The sequence below is a fragment of the Peribacillus simplex genome, from assembly GCF_001578185.1.
In the GTDB taxonomy this organism is placed as follows: Bacteria; Bacillota; Bacilli; order Bacillales; family DSM-1321; genus Peribacillus; species Peribacillus simplex_A.
The window spans coordinates 5,004,051-5,025,964 of sequence record NZ_CP011008.1; the positions used below are offsets into that span (position 1 = coordinate 5,004,051).

The 21,914-nt window shown below is 42.5% G+C and carries 24 protein-coding genes and 1 tRNA gene; 4 read left to right on the plus strand and 21 right to left on the minus strand.

Annotated elements, in window-relative coordinates; genetic code table 11:
* Positions 1 to 117: 117 nt before the first annotated feature.
* A tRNA-Arg gene (locus tag UP17_RS23510) sits at positions 118 to 189 on the minus strand.
* Positions 190 to 477: 288 nt separating this feature from the next.
* Between UP17_RS23510 and clpP the strand changes: the two genes are divergently transcribed.
* Positions 478 to 1,086 carry an ATP-dependent Clp endopeptidase proteolytic subunit ClpP gene (gene clpP, locus UP17_RS23515; protein WP_061465554.1) on the plus strand — a complete coding sequence of 203 codons (609 nt, stop codon included), beginning with the start codon at positions 478 to 480 and terminating at the stop codon, positions 1,084 to 1,086.
* A gap of 110 nt (positions 1,087 to 1,196) precedes the next feature.
* Here clpP and UP17_RS23520 read toward each other — a convergent pair whose 3' ends face one another.
* The 15 genes from UP17_RS23520 to UP17_RS23590 form a co-directional block, all read right to left on the minus strand.
* On the minus strand, positions 1,197 to 1,454 hold the full coding sequence (locus UP17_RS23520; RefSeq protein ID WP_061465555.1) for an HPr family phosphocarrier protein: 258 nt from the start codon (positions 1,452 to 1,454) through the stop codon (positions 1,197 to 1,199).
* Between the two features lie 20 nt (positions 1,455 to 1,474).
* Positions 1,475 to 2,428, minus strand: coding sequence for a DNA-binding protein WhiA (gene whiA, locus UP17_RS23525; protein ID WP_061465556.1), 954 nt, complete (start codon positions 2,426 to 2,428; stop codon positions 1,475 to 1,477).
* Positions 2,429 to 2,494: 66 nt separating this feature from the next.
* Complete coding sequence (locus tag UP17_RS23530) at positions 2,495 to 3,481, minus strand: gluconeogenesis factor YvcK family protein (RefSeq protein ID WP_061465557.1); 987 nt, start codon at positions 3,479 to 3,481, stop codon at positions 2,495 to 2,497.
* On the minus strand, positions 3,471 to 4,370 hold the full coding sequence (rapZ, locus tag UP17_RS23535) for an RNase adapter RapZ (RefSeq protein ID WP_061465558.1): 900 nt from the start codon (positions 4,368 to 4,370) through the stop codon (positions 3,471 to 3,473). The genes UP17_RS23530 and rapZ overlap by 11 nt, the downstream gene beginning before the upstream one ends.
* A 50-nt stretch (positions 4,371 to 4,420) precedes the next feature.
* Positions 4,421 to 4,879 carry an NUDIX hydrolase gene (locus tag UP17_RS23540; protein ID WP_061465559.1) on the minus strand — a complete coding sequence of 153 codons (459 nt, stop codon included), beginning with the start codon at positions 4,877 to 4,879 and terminating at the stop codon, positions 4,421 to 4,423.
* Between the two features lie 569 nt (positions 4,880 to 5,448).
* Complete coding sequence (gene trxB, locus UP17_RS23545) at positions 5,449 to 6,396, minus strand: thioredoxin-disulfide reductase (RefSeq protein ID WP_061465560.1); 948 nt, start codon at positions 6,394 to 6,396, stop codon at positions 5,449 to 5,451.
* Positions 6,397 to 6,498: 102 nt separating this feature from the next.
* Positions 6,499 to 8,001 (minus strand): tetratricopeptide repeat protein, encoded by a 1,503-nt coding sequence (locus UP17_RS23550; protein ID WP_061465561.1) that lies wholly within the window; start codon positions 7,999 to 8,001, stop codon positions 6,499 to 6,501.
* Between the two features lie 525 nt (positions 8,002 to 8,526).
* Positions 8,527 to 9,180, minus strand: coding sequence for a bifunctional phosphoribosyl-AMP cyclohydrolase/phosphoribosyl-ATP diphosphatase HisIE (gene hisIE, locus UP17_RS23555; RefSeq protein ID WP_061465562.1), 654 nt, complete (start codon positions 9,178 to 9,180; stop codon positions 8,527 to 8,529).
* The gene (gene hisF, locus UP17_RS23560) at positions 9,177 to 9,935 is read right to left on the minus strand and encodes an imidazole glycerol phosphate synthase subunit HisF (protein WP_061465563.1); all 759 of its coding nucleotides are present in this window, start codon (positions 9,933 to 9,935) and stop codon (positions 9,177 to 9,179) included. The genes hisIE and hisF overlap by 4 nt, the downstream gene beginning before the upstream one ends.
* On the minus strand, positions 9,936 to 10,670 hold the full coding sequence (hisA, locus tag UP17_RS23565) for a 1-(5-phosphoribosyl)-5-[(5-phosphoribosylamino)methylideneamino]imidazole-4-carboxamide isomerase (protein WP_061465564.1): 735 nt from the start codon (positions 10,668 to 10,670) through the stop codon (positions 9,936 to 9,938). It abuts the gene before it with no gap.
* Positions 10,667 to 11,299: an imidazole glycerol phosphate synthase subunit HisH gene (gene hisH / locus UP17_RS23570; RefSeq protein ID WP_061465565.1), complete on the minus strand. Its 633-nt coding sequence runs from the start codon at positions 11,297 to 11,299 to the stop codon at positions 10,667 to 10,669. Before hisH ends, hisA begins: the two co-directional genes overlap by 4 nt.
* Positions 11,300 to 11,887, minus strand: coding sequence for an imidazoleglycerol-phosphate dehydratase HisB (gene hisB, locus UP17_RS23575; RefSeq protein WP_061465566.1), 588 nt, complete (start codon positions 11,885 to 11,887; stop codon positions 11,300 to 11,302).
* A gap of 103 nt (positions 11,888 to 11,990) precedes the next feature.
* On the minus strand, positions 11,991 to 13,271 hold the full coding sequence (gene hisD, locus UP17_RS23580; protein ID WP_061465567.1) for a histidinol dehydrogenase: 1,281 nt from the start codon (positions 13,269 to 13,271) through the stop codon (positions 11,991 to 11,993).
* Between the two features lie 16 nt (positions 13,272 to 13,287).
* A complete protein-coding gene (gene hisG / locus UP17_RS23585) occupies positions 13,288 to 13,917 on the minus strand; it encodes an ATP phosphoribosyltransferase (protein ID WP_061466290.1) in 630 nt (209 codons plus the stop codon).
* Positions 13,907 to 15,094 carry an ATP phosphoribosyltransferase regulatory subunit gene (locus UP17_RS23590; RefSeq protein ID WP_061465568.1) on the minus strand — a complete coding sequence of 396 codons (1,188 nt, stop codon included), beginning with the start codon at positions 15,092 to 15,094 and terminating at the stop codon, positions 13,907 to 13,909. Before UP17_RS23590 ends, hisG begins: the two co-directional genes overlap by 11 nt.
* A 488-nt stretch (positions 15,095 to 15,582) precedes the next feature.
* Here UP17_RS23590 and UP17_RS23595 point away from each other — a divergent pair, with 488 nt between their 5' ends.
* The 3 genes from UP17_RS23595 (at position 15,583) to UP17_RS28050 (ending at position 17,526) form a co-directional block, all read left to right on the plus strand.
* The gene (locus tag UP17_RS23595; protein WP_061465569.1) at positions 15,583 to 16,650 is read left to right on the plus strand and encodes a processed acidic surface protein; all 1,068 of its coding nucleotides are present in this window, start codon (positions 15,583 to 15,585) and stop codon (positions 16,648 to 16,650) included.
* Position 16,651: 1 nt separating this feature from the next.
* Positions 16,652 to 17,311: a class D sortase gene (locus UP17_RS23600; RefSeq protein WP_208857082.1), complete on the plus strand. Its 660-nt coding sequence runs from the start codon at positions 16,652 to 16,654 to the stop codon at positions 17,309 to 17,311.
* Positions 17,312 to 17,382: 71 nt separating this feature from the next.
* Positions 17,383 to 17,526 (plus strand): YwzD family small protein, encoded by a 144-nt coding sequence (locus UP17_RS28050; RefSeq protein ID WP_155727474.1) that lies wholly within the window; start codon positions 17,383 to 17,385, stop codon positions 17,524 to 17,526.
* A 33-nt stretch (positions 17,527 to 17,559) separates the two neighbouring features.
* Here the strand turns inward: UP17_RS28050 and UP17_RS23605 are convergent, their stop codons facing one another.
* Genes UP17_RS23605 through hprK form a run of 5 tightly spaced genes read right to left on the minus strand, consistent with a single transcriptional unit; the run spans position 17,560 to position 21,480 of the window.
* Positions 17,560 to 18,078, minus strand: a complete 519-nt coding sequence (locus UP17_RS23605) for an acyltransferase (RefSeq protein ID WP_061465570.1) — start codon at positions 18,076 to 18,078, stop codon at positions 17,560 to 17,562.
* Entirely contained in the window at positions 18,075 to 18,743 is a 669-nt protein-coding gene (gene ppaX, locus UP17_RS23610) for a pyrophosphatase PpaX (protein ID WP_061465571.1), read from the minus strand. Before ppaX ends, UP17_RS23605 begins: the two co-directional genes overlap by 4 nt.
* The gene (locus UP17_RS23615; RefSeq protein ID WP_061465572.1) at positions 18,733 to 19,677 is read right to left on the minus strand and encodes a nucleoside recognition domain-containing protein; all 945 of its coding nucleotides are present in this window, start codon (positions 19,675 to 19,677) and stop codon (positions 18,733 to 18,735) included. Before UP17_RS23615 ends, ppaX begins: the two co-directional genes overlap by 11 nt.
* A gap of 27 nt (positions 19,678 to 19,704) precedes the next feature.
* Positions 19,705 to 20,517, minus strand: coding sequence for a prolipoprotein diacylglyceryl transferase (gene lgt, locus UP17_RS23620; RefSeq protein ID WP_061465573.1), 813 nt, complete (start codon positions 20,515 to 20,517; stop codon positions 19,705 to 19,707).
* 27 nt (positions 20,518 to 20,544) lie between these two features.
* Positions 20,545 to 21,480 (minus strand): HPr(Ser) kinase/phosphatase, encoded by a 936-nt coding sequence (gene hprK / locus UP17_RS23625; protein WP_061465574.1) that lies wholly within the window; start codon positions 21,478 to 21,480, stop codon positions 20,545 to 20,547.
* Positions 21,481 to 21,914 lie beyond the last annotated feature (434 nt).

Genomic DNA, 21,914 nt, shown 5'->3' on the forward strand with positions numbered 1-21,914 from the left:
GACGGAATTTTACGGAAATCGAGTAAATCCATCAAAAATCGCAAGGAACCATTTAATGCCTTCTAATTGAATTGACCAATAAAAAATCCCCCACTTTATTAAGCAGGAGATTGGTAATGCCCTCGGCAGGAATCGAACCTGCATTTCAAGCTTCGGAGGCTTGCGTTCTATCCGTTGCACTACGAGGGCGAAATAGAAAATCTTTTTTCGACAGACTTCATTATATGATAGAATCCCATCCTTTGCAAGGGTTATCAGGTTTAAAACTTCACCTTTTGGGTATTATGGGTAATGTGGAAATTCATCCCTGTGCGGCATAATTATAAATAAATCTATTCGGGAAGGGGACTTGCCAGAAAATTGTCGAACAAATTATCCATTATAGGGTTTGTTTTGTTTGACCTAAATTGACCAAAAAGTGTATCATACATACATAAAGAATTTAAATGATTCTCTTAATCGAAGGAGGAAATGAACATGAATTTAATTCCTACAGTTATCGAACAAACAAGTCGTGGGGAGCGTGCCTACGATATTTACTCCCGTTTATTAAAAGACCGGATCATTATGCTAGGAAGTGGAATTGACGATAATGTTTCCAACTCAATTGTTGCTCAATTACTATTTTTAGAAGCGGAAAATCCTGAAAAAGATATCACTTTATACATCAACAGCCCAGGTGGAAGCATCACTTCCGGTATGGCCATTTACGATACTATGCAGTATATCAAACCTGATGTATCCACTGTATGCATCGGTATGGCCGCTTCCATGGGTGCATTCCTATTGGCCGCTGGTGAAAAGGGCAAACGTTATGCGTTGCCAAACAGTGAAGTCATGATTCACCAACCACTTGGAGGAGCCCAAGGTCAAGCAACGGAAATTGAAATTGCTGCCCGCCGTATCCTTCACTTGAAAGATAAGCTGAACCAAATCTTGGCAGAACGTACTGGTCAACCTATTGAAGTCCTTCAAAGAGATACGGAACGTGATAACTTCATGACTTCCGAAAGAGCTCTTGAATATGGCTTGATTGACAAAGTCATCACGCGCAGCATTCTTGATGACAAAAAAGACTCTAAATAAAAAATGATAAAAAAGGCTCCGAAAGTCGTCTTAAGCGACTTTCGGAGCCTTTTTTCACATAATGTGAAAAATCATAAAAGAAAAGGATGCACTTTTGGCATCCTCTTATTTTACCCCTCTTGCTGAATGAACTCTTCCAATGCCTCTATTGCTTCCTTTTCATCGCGTCCTTCCACGATTAACTTAACGGACACGCCAGAACTGATGGCAAGGCTCATTAATCCCATGATACTTTTCGCATTCACTTTTTTTCCTTCTTTTTCAAGAAAAACATCCGAATGAAAGCGGTTAGCTTCTTGTACAAAAAGAGCGGCTGGCCGGGCTTGCAAACCTGTTTTCAGTTTTACTTCAACTTGTTTTTCCACCATCTTGATCTCCCCTGTTAGCTTTATTTTTTCGCAGCAATAGCCTCTCCCCCACGGAGCCTGTCAGCTATTTCATCAATCTTGCGTAATCGGTGATTAATCCCTGACTTACTGATGTTTCCTCCTGATACCATTTCTCCAAGTTCCTTTAAGGTTATATCCTGAAATGCTATCCTAAGCTCCGCAATTTCCCGAAGCTTATCCGGTAAAATGCTTAGTCCTACCGTATCCTCAATGTAATGGATATTTTCAACCTGGCGCAATGAGGCACCAATCGTTTTGTTCAAATTGGCTGTTTCACAATTCACAAGTCGATTTACTGAATTACGCATATCACGGACAATCCGTACATCCTCGAATCTTAATAAGGCTGAATGGGCACCGACTATGCTTAAAAACTCAGCTATCTTTTCGGCTTCTTTCAAATAAATGATGTACCCTTTTTTGCGTTCAAGCGTCTTGGCCTTCAAGCCAAACTTATTCATTAGCTCACAAAGGGCATCATTGTGCTCTTTATAAAGTGAGAAAATCTCAAGGTGATAGGAAGACGTTTCCGGATTATTCACCGATCCCCCCGCAAGGAATGCACCTCTTAGGTATGAACGCTTACAGCATTTCTTCCCAACAATAGTGTCGGATATAGCATGGAGAATTTCAAAGCCGTCGCCTAAAATTTCCAAATCGGTTAAAACCCGCTGCCCTCCAGATGACATCCTGACAATATAAACATTATTTTTTTTAAGCTTCATCTTTTTACGGACCAAAAGCTCGACCTGGACCTCATAACTTTTTTTCAGCAGCGTATAAATCCTTCTGGCAATCGCAGCATTCTCAGTTTGAATATCCACGACAAGCTTCCGATTAGAAAATGAAAGGGATCCGTTCATCCGGATAAGCGCACACAATTCCGCTTTTCCGCAGCAATCCTTTCCCTCTAATGTAGTAAGCTCTTTTTTCGTTTCTGAAGCAAAAGACATCCATTTCACCCCCAATCGAACGCAGGTAATCTATTTTATCAATCAAAAAAACGTCCCCGCTTATATCTACGGAACAATGTGGCTTTTTGTTTCATTTACAAGCATATTATAAAGCAAATCCGCCACTTTTTTCGTGTCATGGCGTATTACATTCCCTTCATAGCTGAAAATGCGTTCTTGTATGATTTCAAGACCCATCCGTTTTAAACTTTCTACATCATACATGACCGGTTTGGCATATTCAGCTTGATAACGTTGCTGAATCTCAGTCGGTATTTCCTCATTATTAACCAGTATCCTGTCAATATATGCATTTCCCATATGGTCATATATAGCTTTTATATGATCGCTCGCGCTATAATCCAACGTCTCGCCGGCTTGTGTCATTAAATTGCAAATGTACACCTTCTTAGCCTTGGAGCGGCCAACCTCTTCCCCTAGGCCCGGGACAAGTAAGTTAGGCAGAATGCTAGTATATAAGCTTCCTGGACCAATGACAATAAGATCTGCATGCTTAATTTCCTGAAGAGTTTCACTGAGCGGCCTTATATGCTGAGGAGACAGGAATACTTTTTTTATTTTCTTTCCTGAAAAGGGGATCTTGGATTCTCCTGTAACAATCGTTCCGTCATCCATCTCCGCATGGAGAACCACACTTTGGTTGGCAGCCGGAAGCACTTTACCACGGACATTAAGGAATTTACTCATTTCCTGGATAGCATGGACAAAATCTCCGGTCAACGAGGTCATTGCCGCCAGGATCAAATTCCCCAGCGAATGCCCGGATAGCTCATTTTTACTCTGAAAGCGATGTTGAAACATTTGTTCAACAAGAGGCTCTACATCCGATAACGCTGCTAGAACGTTACGAATATCACCTGGCGCGGGGATATCCATGTCCTCGCGAAGGCGACCCGAACTTCCGCCATCATCTGCTACAGTGACGATCGCCGTTATATCCACTGGATGCTTCTTTAAACCTCTTAACAAAACGGGAAGGCCGGTTCCCCCTCCGATGATCACAACCTTAGGTTGTTTCTTATTATCTAACATCTGCTTTCCCCTTACTTTTTTCGATATCACGATGAGATATTTGAACGCTGTAATCCTTTTTGAAGTGGTTTGAAATATACTCCGTCAATGCTACAGAACGATGCTGACCGCCTGTACACCCAATCGCAACTACAAGCTGTGCTTTCCCTTCACGTTTATAATGTGGAAGCATGAAGGCAAGCAGGTCGGTCACCTTTTCCAAGAACTTTTGAGTCTCACTCCATTTTAAAACGTAACTCGACACTTCCTGTTCCAAACCAGTCTTTGGCCTCATATGGTCAATATAATATGGATTTGGCAGGAAACGTACATCAAACACAAGGTCGGCATCTATTGGCAGACCATGCTTGAACCCGAAGGACATGACATTGACTGTGAAACCTACACATTTATCCGCAGAAAATTCCGAAGCGATTTTCTCCCTCAATTCGCGCGGTTTCAGTTGTGAAGTATTAAAGATCAGCTGAGCTCTTCCCTTTAGTTCGTCCAATAGTTCCCGTTCCATTTTAATGCCTTCCAATGGCCTGCCTAATGGAGCAAGGGGATGGGTCCTTCTCGTTTCCTTATACCTGCGTACCAAGGAATCATCATCAGCTTCAAGAAAAAGGATTCTTGGTGATACTGCCGCTGATTCCGTTAATTTATCCAGTGCAAGAAATAAGGAATCAAAAAACTCCCTCCCCCTCAAGTCCATGACAAGAGCCACTTTATTCATCTTATTCCCGGAGTCCTTCATTAACTCCAAAAACTTTGGCAATAGCGTGGGCGGCAAATTATCGACGCAAAAAAAGCCGAGGTCTTCAAAACTTTGAACCGCCACTGTCTTACCTGCTCCTGACATTCCGGTTATGATGACCAATTGCGTTTCATTAATCTCCCCTGTACTCATAGTTCTCCGCCCCCATATATAGCAATCTTTTTTATATTGAATATTGAATATTAACCTGGATCCAATCGATAAGAAAGTAACTTAAACTCAGGCGTATAGGTAAACGTTCCATAAATGATTCCACTTCCATGGACCATATAGTCCAGAATATGAAAATCACCCTCAGCCATTTTCAGCTTTTTAACATCATCAACCGGATGCCAGCTAAGTTCCCCTTCTTCACAAACATCCACATTGACACCATCTGAATCCGTCGCAAAGAAAGTGAACATCATCCACTCTGACAAAACTTTATCCCCGTCCTTCATAATGAAGGTGAAAATACCTTTTATGGAAGGGTTTTTCAAATAAACTCCTGTTTCTTCGCGATATTCTCTAATACAAGCATCACGTACAGATTCCCCAGGCTCCATCTTGCCGCCTGGAGCTACCCACCATCCGCGTCTAGGTTTTTTCAATAAGAGGATTTGATCATCCTTAATCAATACACAGTTTGTGACACGTTGCACGTTCTTCACCTCAATTGGCCTCTGCTCGACTATAGAAACCTTCCCTCTTCTTCTTGAAGAGATTCAGTTTATATCATTAAACCGCCGTTAGATATCCATTTGGCGATTCTCAAATGCTAATAGTTCAAACAAGTTGTATTTTACATCTTATTACCTTTTGACAGATATGTTTAGTATATCTTATCATTATACTATTTTTGAAATGAGCTAACAATAAAGGAAACTTCCTGCATTGGGGGAATATTCATTCGCAAGGAATCACTGAGTAAGTCTTTATCTCCTGCTTAACTCCTATTCTTCTCCACTTTCCCTGCCTAAATTCAAAGAGATGGCTAACTTCACATTCCAAGCAATGAAAATTTACCTAAAAATCGGCACTAAAGATATAGTCTTAAAGCAGGTAGTCATAAAGCAGGACACAAAAAAAAGGACACAGATACTTAATCTGTGTCCTCAAACGTTTATAATTAAAGGGGGTCAACTTTCTACCCATACTATACACAATCATTATTTCACACGTGTTACAACATCGTTAAAACCGAATTACGAAGTGTGAAACTTTTGTGCAATCAAGCCTTTGGTTGCAATTTCTCTTGAAGTTCCTCAACATAATGCTGAGCGGATTGAGCAGCAATGCTTCCATCACCTGTAGCTGTAACGATTTGGCGCAATGTTTTTTCACGAACGTCACCAGCTGCAAAAATACCCGGGACGTGTGTCTCCATCCGATCATTCGTTTCAACATAGCCTGCAGCATTTAAGATGCCCAAGTTCTCAAATGGTTTAGTTAGAGGAAGCATTCCGATATAAATGAATACACCGTCTGCATCCATCACTGTCTCTTCTCCGTTTACAGTGGAAACTAGAGTGACACCGCCGACTTTACCGCCTTTTTCATTGATTTCCTTCAAAGTATGATTCCAGATGAAATTAATTTTCTCATTGGCAAATGCACGATCTTGAAGAATCTTTTGAGCACGAAGTTCTTCACGTCTGTGGACGATCGTCACTTTTGAAGCAAAACGGGTCAAGTACACTCCCTCTTCAACAGCAGAGTCTCCGCCGCCGATAACGAACAGTTCCTTTTGCTTGAAAAATGCACCATCACAAACAGCACAATACGATACACCGCGGCCGCCCAATTCCTTTTCGCCAGGAACGCCGATTTTCTTGTATTCGGCACCCGATGAAATAATGATTGAACGTGCTTTAAATTCCTTGGAACCGGCTTTGATCGTTTTATACTCTTCACCGTCAATGATTTCCTTAACGTCCCCATAAGCATATTCCGCACCGAATTTCTTTGCATGGTCAAACATTTTCGTTGAAAGTTCAGGTCCGAGAATCGTGTCAAAACCAGGATAATTTTCAACTTCCTCTGTATTGGCCATTTGCCCGCCAGGTACTCCGCGTTCTAACATCAATGTTGAAAGGTTCGCACGTGATGTATAGACAGCCGCCGTCATCCCTGCAGGACCAGCACCAATAATAACAACGTCATAAATTTTTTCAGACATGTTCTCACTCCTCCATATTCCATTACAATGGAACCTTCACTACGGTTAGTGTTCCCTACCCATTATCCTATATAACAAATAATTTTTCGTCCAAATATATGCTCACCCCAGAAGGGTTTGAACCAATTTTACGTACTTCGATAAGGTGGACACAGATATGAAATGTTTGTCCGCGATTGCCTGTTTGCTTGCCTTCTCATTTTTAAGCTGATTCCACACGTACTCCACCGCAGATGCCCAGCCTGCTGGATTGTTTAGCTTCTGCTCGGATTTCACCGCCTCGATAAAGACGGAAAACCACATTAAATAGAGTCCGGCTTCATCTAATTGTATCGGTTGGAAATGCTGATATAATAACTCAGCTGTGCGATCGGCAAAATCAATCGGTGTTAATTGGCGATCTTTAGCAGGAGCTTGCACAAGATCTGCATAATCACGTTCCAAATCAGTGAAATTCTGATTTAGGTTTAGGACCTGGTTTTTCAGTAGCTTCTGTTTATGGACGGAATGCTTCAGAAGGAAAATGGCAAACAGCCTTTCCTCAATGAATTCGCTTTCCAGCCTTTTTAAAATAGAAGGAAAATGATGTTCAAAACCATCTGAAGTCGCATTCATATCTCCCCATGGCTCCATGCCTTCCTTTTCAGGGTTCATTTCCACGACCTTTTTCCATGCCTTTCTGGCAGCCTGTTCATGACCCAAGTGGAAAGCGGAAATAGTAAGCCAATAATAGAAGGTCCCATCTCCCTCGAATCCCTGCTTTTGCAATACTTTCAGCCATTTATATGCAGATGCGTAATTTCCGATCAATGCGAAGGTCGCTCCAAGCTTGAAACGATGTTCGGATAGCATCGGCCGAATTTTCTCCAGCATCTGTATGAGCTCTTCAACCTTCTCTTCATCCTGTTGATAATGATGAAAAACAACAAGATTACAAAGCGCATGCAGGTTTCCCGGACTTTTTTCCAGTACCCCATCCAGTGTTTCAAAGGCTTCATTCACTTGACCGAGATAGAAATAGGCAAGTGCCAGGTTATTATAAGCGGACCAGTAATCCTCGTATTCAGCAATCGTTTCTTTCAGTACTTCGATAGCCTTCGGGAAATTCCCTGACTCCAGATACTCGCGGGCTTTTTCCTGTTTGGTAATGAGCCCATCATGCTTAAAGGGATTTTCTTCTGACTCATCCGACTCAAATGTTATCAGTTCAAGCAGATCTTCTGCGTCATCGCTGAACTCCCCGTCTTCTTCTTTATCAAGATAAGCACTGGCGTGACGGTATGCCTCCTTGAACATGCCTAAGTGGGCATAATTATTTGCCAGGAAGTAATGACATTCCGACATATAGGGATCCATCACATCCAAGATGTTTTCCAAGAGGTTGTTTGAATAATTATATTCACCGATTTCCGAGCATGTAATTGCCAATTGACAGGCTATCATCGGTTCTGCAGGTTCAAGTTCCAGCGCACGTTCCAGGTATTTTTTTGATTTAGGTAGTTCACGTCTATGATAAGCTTTTAAACCCTTGGTGAAATAATACTCACCTGTTGGGTGAAAAGTTAGAATTTTTGCCTGTTGGCCAAATTTAGAGTCTTTACTCATGTAATCCTCCATCTACAAGTTGATTAACCATAGTATTATAACATATTGGACTAAATTTGCCGAACAATTCAAGAAAATGGAAAATGGAAATTCCCATGCTTTCTTTAAGAAAAATTGAAGTATCTTCCTAGTCAAATGAGAAGTCAAGATTAGTCGTTAATGCAAATAAAGCCCTCCTATTGACGGAGGGCACAGTTAGTAGACAAAAGGGGTTGGAAAATATCTCTTTGATCAATTATGTTCCCGAACAAAGCAACACCTTCAAATCTCAGATGTGGTTTCTACCAAAATTTTGTAGAAAAATTTAATTGGAGAGGAAGGTGCGAGACTCCTGCAGGAAAAGCACGTCTAGGTGAGAGCCCGCAGGCGCGATGGCGCCGAGGGCGGACCGCCCGCGGAAAGCGAGTTTCTTGAGCGGAAATCAACGTCCAAATAACAAGCCAAAAAAACTGAAGACAAAGTTGATTTTCATCGAGTTTGTCTTCAGTCTGAGCCCTCCTAATGACGGAGGGCTATCACCATTCATTAGGTTTCTTTTGGTTCGTCCTTATCGGAATGTCTAGCCTTTAATACATCAAGCACCGCTTGGAAAGGCAATTCTTGTTCCTGAAGAAGAACGAATAAGTGATAAAGGAGATCGGCACTTTCCATGGAAAGTTCCTCTGCATCGCGATTTTTGGCAGCAATGATGACTTCCGCGGCTTCTTCACCGACTTTTTTCAGGATTTTATCAACGCCTTTTTCGAATAAGTAAGTTGTATATGAACCTTCAGGCATTTCCGATTTTCTTTTTTTAATCAATGTTTCCAATTCCGTCAAGAAAGTCACATTCGCCTGCATGGCTTGTCCAGCTTCATTGTTTTGGTAAATCGATTCGCTAAAACAGCTTGTTGTCCCTGTATGGCACGCTGGACCTGCAGGAACGACTCGAACCACCAATGCATCCTGATCGCAATCATACTTCATTTCGATGATTTTCTGTTTATTACCGCTGGTTGCTCCTTTATGCCATAATTCATTGCGTGAACGGCTGAAGAAAATCGTTTCGCCTTTTTCGATGGACAATTTTAGAGATTCTTCATTCATGTAAGCAAGTGTCAGCACTTCACCGGTTCCGGCATCTTGAATGATTGCCGGTATTAGACCTTTATCGTCGTATTTAATAGTTTCAAGATTCATCGTACAACCACTCCTTGTTGTTTGAGAAACGCTTTGACTTCTTTGACGGATGTTTCTTTATAATGAAAAATCGATGCGGCTAATGCTGCATCCGCTTTACCTTCTTCAAAAGCTTCCTGGAAATGCCCCGCGTTACCTGCCCCACCCGAGGCGATGACCGGCACCGAAACAGCTTCAGATACCGCTTTTGTTAAAGCGATATTAAACCCTTGTTTCTCCCCATCACAATCCATGCTAGTCAATAAAATTTCACCTGCACCGCGGCTGACGGCTTCCTTCGCCCACGCGATCACTTCCCATTCAGTCGGTTTTCGACCACCGTGGGTGTATACGCGCCATGATCCAAGCTCTTCGTCATATCTGGCGTCTATAGCGACAACGATACATTGTGCCCCAAAATAATCAGAACCCTCATTAATTAAATCAGGCCGCAGAATGGCTGCTGTATTTAAGGATACCTTATCTGCGCCAGCGCGTAAGATTTTCTTCATATCCGCTAGAGAATTAATACCGCCTCCCACTGTAAACGGAATTGCCAAGCTGCCCGCTACCGCTTGAACGACGTCGACAATCGTTTCCCTGCCTTCATGTGAAGCGGAAATATCAAGGAAGACAAGCTCATCGGCACCTTCTTGGTCATAAAAGGCTGCAAGCTCGACCGGATCTCCAGCATCCCTAAGGGATACAAATTGTATGCCTTTAACTACGCGCCCATCTTTTACATCGAGACAAGGAATTATTCGTTTTGTGAGCATTTAACCACGCACCTTTTCTAGTGCTTCTTCTACAGTAAAGCGATTCGTATAAAGCGCCTTGCCAATGATTGCCCCTGTAATTCCTTGAGCTTCATATTCTTTGAGGGTGATAAGGTCTTCCAGGGAACTAATGCCCCCCGAAGCAATCACCTTTTTCCCAGTTGCCTCCGCCATCGCCAATATACCTTTCACATTCGGACCTGAAAGCATGCCATCTGTCGCGATATCAGTCACGATAAAGATCTCTGCACCAGCATCGGCCAGTAATTTGCCAAGATCTATTGCAAGGGTTCCAGACGTTTGAAGCCAACCATGAGTGGCAACCCTGCCATCCTTCGCATCGATCCCGATTGCGATATGGCTTCCATATTTCCTAATCATATCTTTAGTGAAATCAGGGTCTGAAACGGCCGTGCTGCCTAGAATGACACGTTCCACTCCATTATCCAGGTAATGGGCTATATCCCGTTCAGTACGGATGCCGCCGCCGATTTGAATGCGGGCCCCTAACTCACTTGCAGCTTTAATTACGTATGAATCATTGATGCGTACTCCCTCTTTAGCTCCGTCAAGGTCGACCATATGTATCCAATCGGCTCCTTGGTCCGCAAAGCTTTTAGCCATATCGAAGGGGGAATCGCCATAAACGGTTTCCTGATTGTAATCTCCCTGGATTAAGCGGACGCATTTGCCTCCGCGCATATCAATCGCCGGGTAAATAGTAAAGTTGCTCATGCTTCTTCCTTCCCTTCTACTAATGACAGATAATTTCTCAAGAGTGACATGCCCATCTTCCCGCTTTTTTCCGGATGAAACTGCATTCCGAATACATTCCCTTTACCGACGATCGCCGGCACTTCCACATCATACGTCGCCGAAGCGGTAACGAATGATTCATCCGTATCGGCGTAATAAGAATGGACGAAATAAACATGTTCCTCTTCCAGCCCCTCATTCACTGGTGATGCGTGTTTAAATTCAAGACGATTCCAGCCCATGTGCGGCACTTTATAAACCTGGTCATTCGCATCCACTCCCTTAAAACGAACCACTTTACCCGGGATGAGCGATAATCCTTTTGCCGGTCCATTTTCCTCACTTTCATCAAAGAGAAGCTGCATACCAAGGCAGATGCCTAATAGGTACCCTCCACCTGCTACATATTCCTTCAGGAATTCATCTAGCCTTTGTTTTTCCAAAAGACCCATGGCATCCCTGAAAGAGCCAACGCCGGGGAGAATGATCCCTTTCGACTTTGAAAGTTCTTCAGGGTCATCGGAAATGAATGAATCGGCACCAAGACGCTCCAGCCCTTTACTTACAGAAAATAAATTCCCCATGCCGTAATCGACGATCCCGATCATTTACAACATTCCTTTCGTTGAAGGGATGCCTTTGACCCGTGGATCGATGGTCGTAGCTTCATCCAATGCCCGTCCTAGCGCTTTGAATATTGCTTCGATCATATGATGTGTGTTGTGACCGTAATGAACGATTACATGCAGGTTCATCCTGGCTTCAAGAGCAAGTTTCCAAAGAAACTCGTGCACCAGTTCAGTATCGAAAGTACCAACCTTTTGTGTAGGAAACTCAGCCCGGAACTCTAGATGCGGACGATTACTTAAATCGATGACAACCTGAGCGAGTGCTTCATCCATAGGTACGAAAGCATTTCCGTAACGTTTTATCCCGCGCTTGTCTCCAAGGGCCTCCACTAACGTTTGACCCAAGCAAATGCCAATATCTTCAGTTGTATGGTGATCATCCACGTCTGTATCTCCGTTTGCATCTACAGTCAAATCAAACTTCCCATGTTTCGTGAACAAATCCAGCATATGCGTCATAAACGGAACGCCCGTCTTAATGGAGGAATTACCTTCACCATCCACACCAAACTTCAAACTGATTTCCGTTTCATTCGTCTTTCGCTCCACACTAGCAAAACGTTCCATTACAAGTCCTCCTATCGGGGTAAGACCCCTTTTCCCAAGATGTCAAAAGCAAATCGAAAGTCTTTATTTCAGTTTTTTTATTCATTTCGTAAGGATTCAGGCACTATTTCCCGGATTTTTTTACACCCCGTGATTCGATGGCACGGGCGTGAGCCTCAAGTCCTTCCATGCGGGCAAATGCAGCAATTTTTTCTGCATTTTTGCGGAAGGCCGTTTCACTATACATGATGATGCTCGATTTCTTTTGGAAATCATCCACATTCAGCGGGCTGGAAAAACGGGCGGTTCCATTAGTAGGCAACACATGATTGGGACCTGCAAAGTAATCACCTACAGGCTCCGAACTAAAGCGGCCAATGAAGATTGCCCCGGCATGCCGGATTTTAGCCATAACTTCAAGTGCATCATTGGTCACAATTTCCAAATGTTCCGGTGCAAGTTCATTGATGGCATCAATAGCTTCTGCCATATTCCCGCATACTACAATTCTGCCATATTCCCTTATGGCTGCTGCAGCAATATCATGGCGCGGCAGCAACGCCACCTGCTTGGTCACTTCTGCGGCCACTTCTTCTGCAAGTGACGTGGACGTCGTCACCAAAACACTGCAAGCACGGGTATCGTGCTCTGCCTGTGATAGCAAGTCAGCCGCAACTTCTGCGGCGATGGCGGATTCGTCCGCCAATACCGCTATTTCACTTGGTCCTGCAATCATATCAATGGCGACATCTCCGAATACTTCCCGCTTCGCTAGCGCCACATAAATATTTCCCGGACCCACTATTTTATCCACTTTTTTTATTGTTTCCGTTCCATAAGCGAGAGCAGCTATTGCCTGAGCCCCGCCAACTTTATAGATTTCCGTAACTCCGGCAATTTTGGCAGCTGCCAAAACCGACGGCGATAATTTCCCATCTTTCCCCGGAGGAGATACCATAACGATCCGTTCCACTCCCGCTGCCTTAGCTGGCATCGTATTCATCAGTACAGACGAAGGATACGCCGCTGTGCCTCCAGGTACATAAACACCCACAGCATCAAGAGGTGTTAATTTTTGTCCTAGCATCGTTCCCGTATCATCAGTCATAAACCATGAATTTCGAATTTGTTTCTCGTGAAACAATTGAATATTTTTTGCCGCTTCTTGAATAATATCTAGCTGCTCCGGAGTCATGGCCGCTGCCGCCTCTTCCATTTCCTGTTCCGATACAAGTAATTCCCCTAGACTGACACCATCGAAACGTTCGGTATAGCTATTTAAAGCGGCGTTTCCACTCTTCCTGACATGATAAATAATATCCTGAACCGCTTTTCTTTGATCGGCAGTACCTGCATCAACTGAACGTTTCAGTGAAATCCCTTCCGCAAACCGTTCTATTTTCATACGTTCACCTCATTTACTATTCAATAATTCCTGCTAGCCGATCCACAATTTCAGTAATCCTTGCTTCTTTAATTCGATAGCTGACAGGGTTTGCCACCAGCCTAGAAGTCACATCGGCAATTTTTGCATATTCTACGAGACCATTTTCCTTCAATGTCCGTCCCGTTGAAACGATATCCACGATTCGTTCAGCTAAACCAATTAACGGTGCTAACTCAATAGACCCATTCAACTTAATGATCTCAACTTGCTCTCCCTGCTCGCGAAAGTAGCTGGAGGCAACATTCGGATATTTACTGGCTATTTTGGGGGCGATGTCACTTATTTTCGTACCAGGCAGACCAGCCACGGCTAAGTAGCAGGCACTGATTTTCAAATCAAGTAACTCATATACATCACGTTCTTCCTCCAACATGACATCCTTCCCTGCAATTCCAATGTCAGCAACGCCGTGTTCCACATAGGTTACGACATCCATCGGTTTAGCTAAAATGAAACGCAGATTCTCCTCTTCCACTTCAAGGATCAATTTCCGGGAATCATCAAACTCAGGAGGGAGACGAAAACCGGCCCTTCTTAATAGCTCTGCCGCTTCTTCAAATATTCTCCCTTTTGGCATCGCAATCGTTAAAAAGCTACTTTTCATCTTTTCCATTCCCTCCATTCCCTACAAATAAATGCACTTCAGAAAATGTTCTTGTAAAAGCATCGACATTTTGAACCACTGTAATATCTTGAATTGTTACCAATTTTCCTTCGGATCGTTTTGTTTTGGCAAATTCAATTGCTTCCAATCTCCGTTCGGGACTGAATAAAATACATTCCGGTTCGACAGGCTGCATCGGCTCCCCAAGAGCTTCGGCAAGGCGATCCACCCGGATTGCAAAACCTGTGGCAGGAGCATTCCAGCCGAACTTTCCAAGCAGATTATCATACCGGCCGCCATTGCCGATAGGCGAACCCACATGTCCCGCATACACTTCAAATAAAGTTCCCGTGTAATAACTCATATGACTGACCAATGTTAAGTCGAAGCTAACATATTGATCGACGCCAAATTCTTTCAACTGCTCAGACAATTCCTTCAGTTCAGCCAAAGAATCTTGCCCTTTATTATTTTCAACCAACCCCAGCGCCATTTTAAGGGTGCCTTCACTGCCTCTTAAGGAGGTAAATTCGATAAGCCGCTGTTTATCAATGGATGAAAGCGGCAGCGATTTTACATGCTCCCGAAAACCAACATAATTCTTTTCATATAAAAACTTCCTTAATATAGAGGCTCTTTCCTCCGTACCTAGAATGCTTAAGAAAAATTCTTGTAAAAATCCGATATGTCCAATGGAAATCTTAAATTCCTGAAGACCGGCAGCCTTTAGAACATCCGCAAGCAGGGCAATCATTTCAGCATCTGCACTAATGGACTTATTTCCGATACACTCAATACCAATCTGTTCGAATTCTGCCGGCCGGCCTCCTTCACGCTGCTGTGCCCGATATACATTCGCAGAATAGGCCAAGCGAAGCGGAATTTGCTGTTTTAATAATTTGGATGCTGCGACTCGTGCAATGGGGGCTGTCATCTCGGGACGAAGTACGAGCGTATGTCCCTGAGAATCAAGAAGTTTAAACAATTGTTGATCTAAAATTGCCGAAGCCTCACCAATTGTTTCATAATATTCCAAAGCAGGCGTTTCAATAAATTGATAACCCCACTTCTTGATTTCATTACTCATTTTATTTCTGGCCGACACTTTCGTTTCATACAGCACCGGCAATGTATCTCTCATGCCTAATGGTTTCTCAAACATAAATGGCTTCGTCACGACTGCACTTCCTTATGAAATATTGATTGCTATATATATCCAATCAGTCCGCCTATAGGCAAAAACCAATGTCATTGCCATAATTCCTTTTTGTTTATCTTTCCAAGATTGCGGGCTTAAATCCAAATTTCAGATAACATATAAAAATATTATCAAATAAAATGACATAATCATATAAATACTCACAATAATCTATTAAATCACTTTAGTTCGCTAATATGGTAGCAGAGTGAAGCTACTAATAGTTTACCCCTGCCCCAACCTAACGTCAAGAAAAAGGTGAGTAATCCCATTACTCCAATCCCATGACGGTCTTTGATATTTTTTCATGACCGTTTTTAAGGTCAATTGGAAGGAGCCATACCCTTTTCCCCGGATAAATATTCCTATCTTTAGCCATTCATTGTTATAAATGTATACCTTTTGGTTTAGCTGTTTTATAATATTAGGAGTTTGGTATTATTATAAATTTTTAGGGGGAAATGGAATTGAAGAAATATTTTTCTTTTTTTGTGGCGCTTATCGTACTTTTTTCGCTGGGTTTTAGCGGAACAAAGAGTTTCGCCGCCACTAAGATCGACCAGGATGAGCTTAATGCATACCTTTCTGAAGTCAGAATGACTCAAGAAGAATTGGAAGAGTATTTAGCCTATTACGACTTATCATTGAATGAATTGGAATCTGTAGAAGAGTTGCGTGATACATTAGGACCGGCCGTCACTCCTAAGACTTTACAGGCTCTACTGAAAGAATATGAAATGACTGAAGCTGAACTTACGGAATTATTAATAGATTACGGTGAATTGGAAGAAGGAGATTCCATCATCGATACCTTCCACTTCATTTACGACATAGAAGATATCATCGATTTGGAAATGGGTTATGATGATGAAGAGATGGAATATGATGATGAAGAGATCCTCGATTTAATGGATGGGCTCTTTTCTGAAATCGATCTTACAGACGAAGAGCTGGATAGATTCATGAACCACCTTTTACCTATCGTCGAGGACCCTTCTTTTGAAGATCGTTTAATGGCAATTTCCGATAGGATGGACCAACTCGATTATTTTGAAACAATTGATGAATTGTCCGCAGAGCAAGTGGCGGAATTGCTTTCTATATATAATGATCTGCAAAACTTGCTGCAAATTCAATTCAAATTCGCCTTAATTCAGGATGGCGTCACTACAAACCTATCCCTTGAGGCTTTATTCCAGCTTAAGGAATTGACGAATGCTAGTTTACTAGTTTCCATTTATGATTTAAAAGGCAATCTATTGCTCGATTTTAAATTGACAGGTGAAATGATCGGTTCCGATTTAGTGAAAGAAACCGGTAATGACATCAAACAGTCCACTGAGGTCATTTCGAAAGTGGTTGAAGTAAAAAAAGAAAAGAAGAAACCCGAGAAACACGCAAAACCCGTACATAAAACGGAAAAAGGCGGAGTGCTTCCTAAAACGGCTGGTAATTACCTATTCGGTGCTTTAATCGGTTTAGTGATGATGGGCATTGCTTTCGGATTAATTAGAAAAGCGAGACTTGCAAATTAAGATGAGCAAAAATAGGCAATCCAGGCATAAGAGAAAATGGTTACTCATCACGGCTGTTTGCTTTTTAAGCCTAGGTTTTTATTTTACAACGACAAACGCCTATACACTATTAAAAGGCTATGCCATATATAAATGGAATAAATCTGAAACACCCGAGACGACGGAGCCGGTCGAGGCGACGGCTAAGCTCCCAGGACCTAAGACGAAAGCAAATATTCCCGATGGGCCTGAACTATATGATGAACGGCCGAAGACAGGTGATTTGATGGGTGAGCTTTATATTCCAAAAATCGAGGCAACACTCCCAATTTACCATGGAACGGATGAAGATGAACTCGAAAAGGGTGTCGGCCATTATGCAGGGTCTGTCCTCCCCGGTGAAAAGGATAATTCCGTTTTATCCGGGCATCGAGATACCATTTTTAGAGATCTGGGTGAAGTCGGTAAAGGTGACTTGCTGATAGCCAAGACAAAAGCTGGTACGTTTACATATAAAGTGAGGAAGGTTCGTATCGTCGATGCAGATGACCGTACCGTGATCGTTCCTAAGCCTAAAGCCACACTTACAGTAACAACCTGCTATCCTTTTTCATATATTGGTAGTGCACCGGAACGATACGTATTGGTTGCCGATTTATTGAAAACGGAAATAGGTAAATGAGATATGGGGGCTGAAGTTGTTCAGCCCTCTCTTCATAAATCTTAAAAAGATTGTAGGTGGACAATCTGAGTATGGATAAACAAGCGCAGGAAAAGTTTTTTCGAATTTTGAAAGACACTTATGAAACGACAGTGAACAAGGAAAATATATCGATTAACGAAGTCATAGATCATCTAAAGAATGAACTGACTCCGCTATACCCAAAATGCCATTAAAAAGACCTGCCGCATATTTGGGCAAGTCTTTTTTCATAAAGAAGTTTGCTGATCCCTCTCAAGCATTTCCTCTTTCGTATATATGATTTTCATTGGATTTCCCCCGACGAAAGCTCCCTCTGGAACATCCTTATGGACAAGCGTCCCTGCAGAAACAATCGCTCCATTACCAATTGAAAGCCCTGGAAGAATGGTCGAATTGGCTCCAATCAATACCTCATCCCCAATGACTACATCTCCTAAACGATATTCATGAATCAAATATTCATGAGCGAGAATGGTCGTATTATAGCCAATGACTGTATTAATTCCCACGGATATTTTTTCAGGAAACATCACATCCGGCATTACCATCAAAGCAAACGAAGTATGCTTTCCGACTTTCATATGTAAAAAAGTCCTGTATAGCCAATTCTTCATACCCAGAAAAGGCGTATAACGCGCTAGCTGTATCACCACAAAATTCTTTACGACTTTCCAGAATGGAACGGTCTTATACACATGCCATAGTGAATTTGCCCCTTCAACTGGATAGCGGAACGTGCGTCTCATTTTCTATCCTCCATGAGCTTTTCAACCTCAACGATATTCAATAAATCTGCCATCTGCTCAAGCATATAGTCAGGATGGTAACTTTCCAAAAATTCACGGCCTTTAATGGACCATGAGACCCCTGCCGTTTTTGTCCCTGTGTTTTTCCCGCCCAAAATATCATGATAACTGTCACCAATCATGATCGCTTCCTCAGGAACCGAACCGAGTTGACTTAAAGCTTTTTCCAAAGGCTCTGGGTCCGGCTTTGCTTTTTCAACCTCATCCAGCGTGACCACCACTTCAAAGAACTGATCCAGTTTGCTTAATCTCAGGCCCTTTTCGACGACATCACGCTTCTTTGTCGTAACGACCGCCAATTTATAGCCGCTCTGCTTCAATGTTTGAACCGTTTCGAATACCCCGTCAAATTGTGTGACAAGCAAATCATGGTTCTTCCAATTATGCTCCCGATAGAAAGCGATCATTTCATCCACTCGTTTTGGATCAATGGACGAAAAAGTATCAACCAAAGTCGGGCCGATGAATGTAATGATATCTTCCCGATTGAACTTTCCAGGACAAAAATGATTTAAAGTTTCTGTAAAAGAGGCGATGATCAATTCATTTGTATTGATCAACGTCCCATCAAGATCGAATAATAATGTAGTTATTTTACCGTTCATATACAGCTCCCTTTCTCTGTACTCTGTCAGTCTGATTCCAAATATACGCAACGGCCATCGTTAGAACAATAGCCGTGAGTAAGCGAATAAATAACAACGGCAAGACCGGAATCCCCAGTGGAATGAAAATCAGTGTGTCTTCTACAACTGCATGACAGGCAACTAAAAAGATGAATGCAATCGTCATATCCTTCTTCGAGACATTATCTTCTTTTGCTGCTTGAATCATTACGCCTGCCCCATATGCCAAACCAAGAGTCAAACCTGTCACGAAAGGCATCGAAGCATTCGGCTTCATCCCCAGGACCTTCATAAATGGAGCAAGGGCTTTTGAGAAGGCTTCCAGCCATTTCAAATCTTTCATGATTTGAACCACTACCATTAGCGGAATAACGATGACCGCCAGCTGGGCGATTCCGGAAAGGGCCTGGATGACCCCATGTAAAAGGATTGCACCCGCTCCGGTAATCTCAACAGTCTCCCCGATAGCCACTCCATGGGCCATTTCAGATCCGCCCTGCCAAACAAAATTGATGACGATTGCTGACAACAGCGCGAGCCCGATCCTTACTGTTAATATAATCCACAGCTTGACACCGGTTTTCATCGCCACACCTGACTCGATCAATAAATTATGTGAAAAAGATAGCATCATAGCGATAATGAAAACTTCTTTAACAGTCAAATCAAGCGTTAATATGCCCGCTATCGCTGCATACAAATTCAGGAAATTCCCTAACACAAGCGGAATGGCCGCTTCCCCTGGAAGACCGATGAGATTCATTAAAGGAGCTATCAAGTTGATGATAAATGGTAATACAGGCGTATATTGAAGCACAGTGACGATCAGAGTAACTGGAAATATGACTTTTCCTAAAGACCAAGTTGTATTCAAGCCAGATAGAAGTCCCTTTTTAACCGAATCCACTATCACTATGCCCTCTCCCTTTACACAATTTCCCTATTCATCTAAATATCTTTTGACTGCTTGCCCACTAACCCTTCTATAGACCACTAAAACAACGGCTACAACTATTAACACAATCGAGATCACTTGTGCGATCCGCAGTGATTCCGTCAGCATCAAACTATCCGTCCGCATACCTTCAATGTAAAAACGGCCGATGGAATACCATATCACATAGGTTAAAAATAGTTCACCCCTGCGCAAGTTCACTTTCCGTAAACTTAAGAGGATGATTACACCGACGATATTCCAAATCGATTCGTACAAAAAGGTTGGGTGATAATATGTACCGTTTATGTACATTTGATTAATGATGAAATCAGGCAAATGCATATTTTCCAGGAATGACCTTGATATTTCTCCCCCATGTGCTTCCTGATTCATGAAATTCCCCCAACGGCCAATTGCCTGCCCCAACAATAAGCTCGGTGCAGCAATATCCGCCAGCTTCCAAAATGAGACTTTCTTGACCTTGGCAAAAATTATGGCAGTTAACACCGCTCCAATCAATGCACCGTGTATGGCGATTCCGCCATTCCATATTTTTATGATATCCCCTGGGTTTTGTGAATAGTACTCCCATTGGAAGATGACATAATATATACGGGCACAAATGATCGCGATTGGGACGGCAAACAAAATCATATCAGTGAATATTTCCTTATCAAGACCTCTTCGCTCAGATTCCCTTAAAGCAATGATAAGACCCAGTAATACACCAAAACCGATGATTAGTCCATACCAATGTACCTGGATAGGGCCTAGATCAATTGCTATTGGATTCAGTGGCTGTATTCCTTGTTCCATTTTGTCCCCTCTTTTCCTATATACCTTTTAAAATTCATCATGTTCCGGATCTGCAATTGCATGATTCAAGCGATCTGAAAACTGTTCTGCAGCATTTACTCCCATTCGTTTCAGGCGGTAATTCATGGCTGCCACTTCAATGATAACAGATAAATTTCGGCCTGGACGTACAGGTACGGTTATTTTCGTCACTTCTGTATCGATGATTTTCATTTTTTCTTCATCTAGACCAACCCGGTCATACTGCTTGTTTTTTTCCCATAGTTCCAGATTGATGACGATTGAGATCTTTTTATTGCTTCGGACTGCACCAGCTCCAAAAAGTGTCATTACATTAATGATTCCCAACCCTCTTATTTCAAGAAGATGTTCGATTAAATCCGGCGCATTCCCGACTAGCGTATCCTGGTCTTCCTGTCGGATTTCGACACAATCATCCGCTACGAGACGATGACCCCGTTTCACTAATTCCAAGGCTGTCTCACTTTTACCGACGCCGCTTTTACCGGTGATCAGCACACCTAGCCCATAGATATCCACCAATACACCATGAACAGCAGTAGTTGGTGCCAATCTACTTTCAAGGAAATTGGTCAAACGGCTGTATAAACGTGTTGTCTTCATACTAGACCTCATCACAGGAACGGATTCCCGCTCAGAAGCTTCAATCAACTCTATCGGCACTTCCTGACCACGCGTAATGATGATGCCTGGAGTAAAGTCCCTGCATAACTCTTCCATCCTTTGTATTCGCTCCGGTTCATTCAACCGATTAAAAAAGGACATCTCCGTCATACCTAAAAGCTGTACTCTATCCGCGGGATAGTAATCAAAAAAACCGGCTATTTCAAGTCCTGGACGAGATAGATCACTCGTCACAATTGGTCGGTTAATTCCTTCTTCCCCACTGATAAGTTCTAGGCCAAACGCTTCAACTATATCCTTTGTACGGACTTTTGCCATATATCTTTCCTCCTTTTGGAGCGATGCTATTTCTAGAGATACTTTTACTATTTTAGCATTTTTCTGTTAATAACCAAACAAAGCATTATCGATTTATTGATTTTTTATTCACTTCCTTCGGCTGATGGCAGCAGGAAGGTCCCTGTGAATGGGAAAAAGATGAGCTGAACAATACATGAATCCTTACACTCGTTTCATGCCAATATAAGAAAGCCCGCCAGTTTATATCGGCGGGCTCACTTTGTAGACAAAAGTAGTCGGAAAACGTATCTTTCAACAAATGATGTTCCCGAACCAACTCCAAAGCCTTCAACTACTTAGGTATGGTTTCTATCTAAATTCAATAAAAAAGTTGATTGGAGAGGAGCGTGCGGGACTCCTGCAGGAAAAGTGCGTCTAGGGGAGAACCCCGCAGGCGCAAGCCAGGAAAGCGA

Bases quoted from the DNA above. Each gene is read 5' to 3' on its own strand.
- UP17_RS23530 (WP_061465557.1), bottom strand. From the start codon at position 3,481: ATGTTAGATAATAAGAAACAACCTAAGGTTGTGATCATCGGAGGGGGA.
- rapZ (WP_061465558.1), bottom strand. From the start codon at position 4,370: ATGAGTACAGGGGAGATTAATGAAACGCAATTGGTCATCATAACCGGA.
- UP17_RS28050 (WP_155727474.1), top strand. From the start codon at position 17,383: ATGGATAAACAAGCGCAGGAAAAGTTTTTTCGAATTTTGAAAGACACT.
- UP17_RS23520 (WP_061465555.1), bottom strand. From the start codon at position 1,454: ATGGTGGAAAAACAAGTTGAAGTAAAACTGAAAACAGGTTTGCAAGCC.
- UP17_RS23600 (WP_208857082.1), top strand. From the start codon at position 16,652: ATGAGCAAAAATAGGCAATCCAGGCATAAGAGAAAATGGTTACTCATC.
- hisA (WP_061465564.1), bottom strand. From the start codon at position 10,670: ATGAGCAACTTTACTATTTACCCGGCGATTGATATGCGCGGAGGCAAA.
- trxB (WP_061465560.1), bottom strand. From the start codon at position 6,396: ATGTCTGAAAAAATTTATGACGTTGTTATTATTGGTGCTGGTCCTGCA.
- UP17_RS23550 (WP_061465561.1), bottom strand. From the start codon at position 8,001: ATGAGTAAAGACTCTAAATTTGGCCAACAGGCAAAAATTCTAACTTTT.
- whiA (WP_061465556.1), bottom strand. From the start codon at position 2,428: ATGTCTTTTGCTTCAGAAACGAAAAAAGAGCTTACTACATTAGAGGGA.
- lgt (WP_061465573.1), bottom strand. From the start codon at position 20,517: ATGGAACAAGGAATACAGCCACTGAATCCAATAGCAATTGATCTAGGC.
- clpP (WP_061465554.1), top strand. From the start codon at position 478: ATGAATTTAATTCCTACAGTTATCGAACAAACAAGTCGTGGGGAGCGT.
- UP17_RS23605 (WP_061465570.1), bottom strand. From the start codon at position 18,078: ATGAGACGCACGTTCCGCTATCCAGTTGAAGGGGCAAATTCACTATGG.
- hisIE (WP_061465562.1), bottom strand. From the start codon at position 9,180: ATGAATCTTGAAACTATTAAATACGACGATAAAGGTCTAATACCGGCA.
- hisD (WP_061465567.1), bottom strand. From the start codon at position 13,271: ATGAAAATAGAACGGTTTGCGGAAGGGATTTCACTGAAACGTTCAGTT.
- hisB (WP_061465566.1), bottom strand. From the start codon at position 11,887: ATGGAACGTTTTGCTAGTGTGGAGCGAAAGACGAATGAAACGGAAATC.
- hisG (WP_061466290.1), bottom strand. From the start codon at position 13,917: ATGAAAAGTAGCTTTTTAACGATTGCGATGCCAAAAGGGAGAATATTT.
- hisF (WP_061465563.1), bottom strand. From the start codon at position 9,935: ATGCTCACAAAACGAATAATTCCTTGTCTCGATGTAAAAGATGGGCGC.
- ppaX (WP_061465571.1), bottom strand. From the start codon at position 18,743: ATGAACGGTAAAATAACTACATTATTATTCGATCTTGATGGGACGTTG.
- hprK (WP_061465574.1), bottom strand. From the start codon at position 21,480: ATGGCAAAAGTCCGTACAAAGGATATAGTTGAAGCGTTTGGCCTAGAA.
- hisH (WP_061465565.1), bottom strand. From the start codon at position 11,299: ATGATCGGGATCGTCGATTACGGCATGGGGAATTTATTTTCTGTAAGT.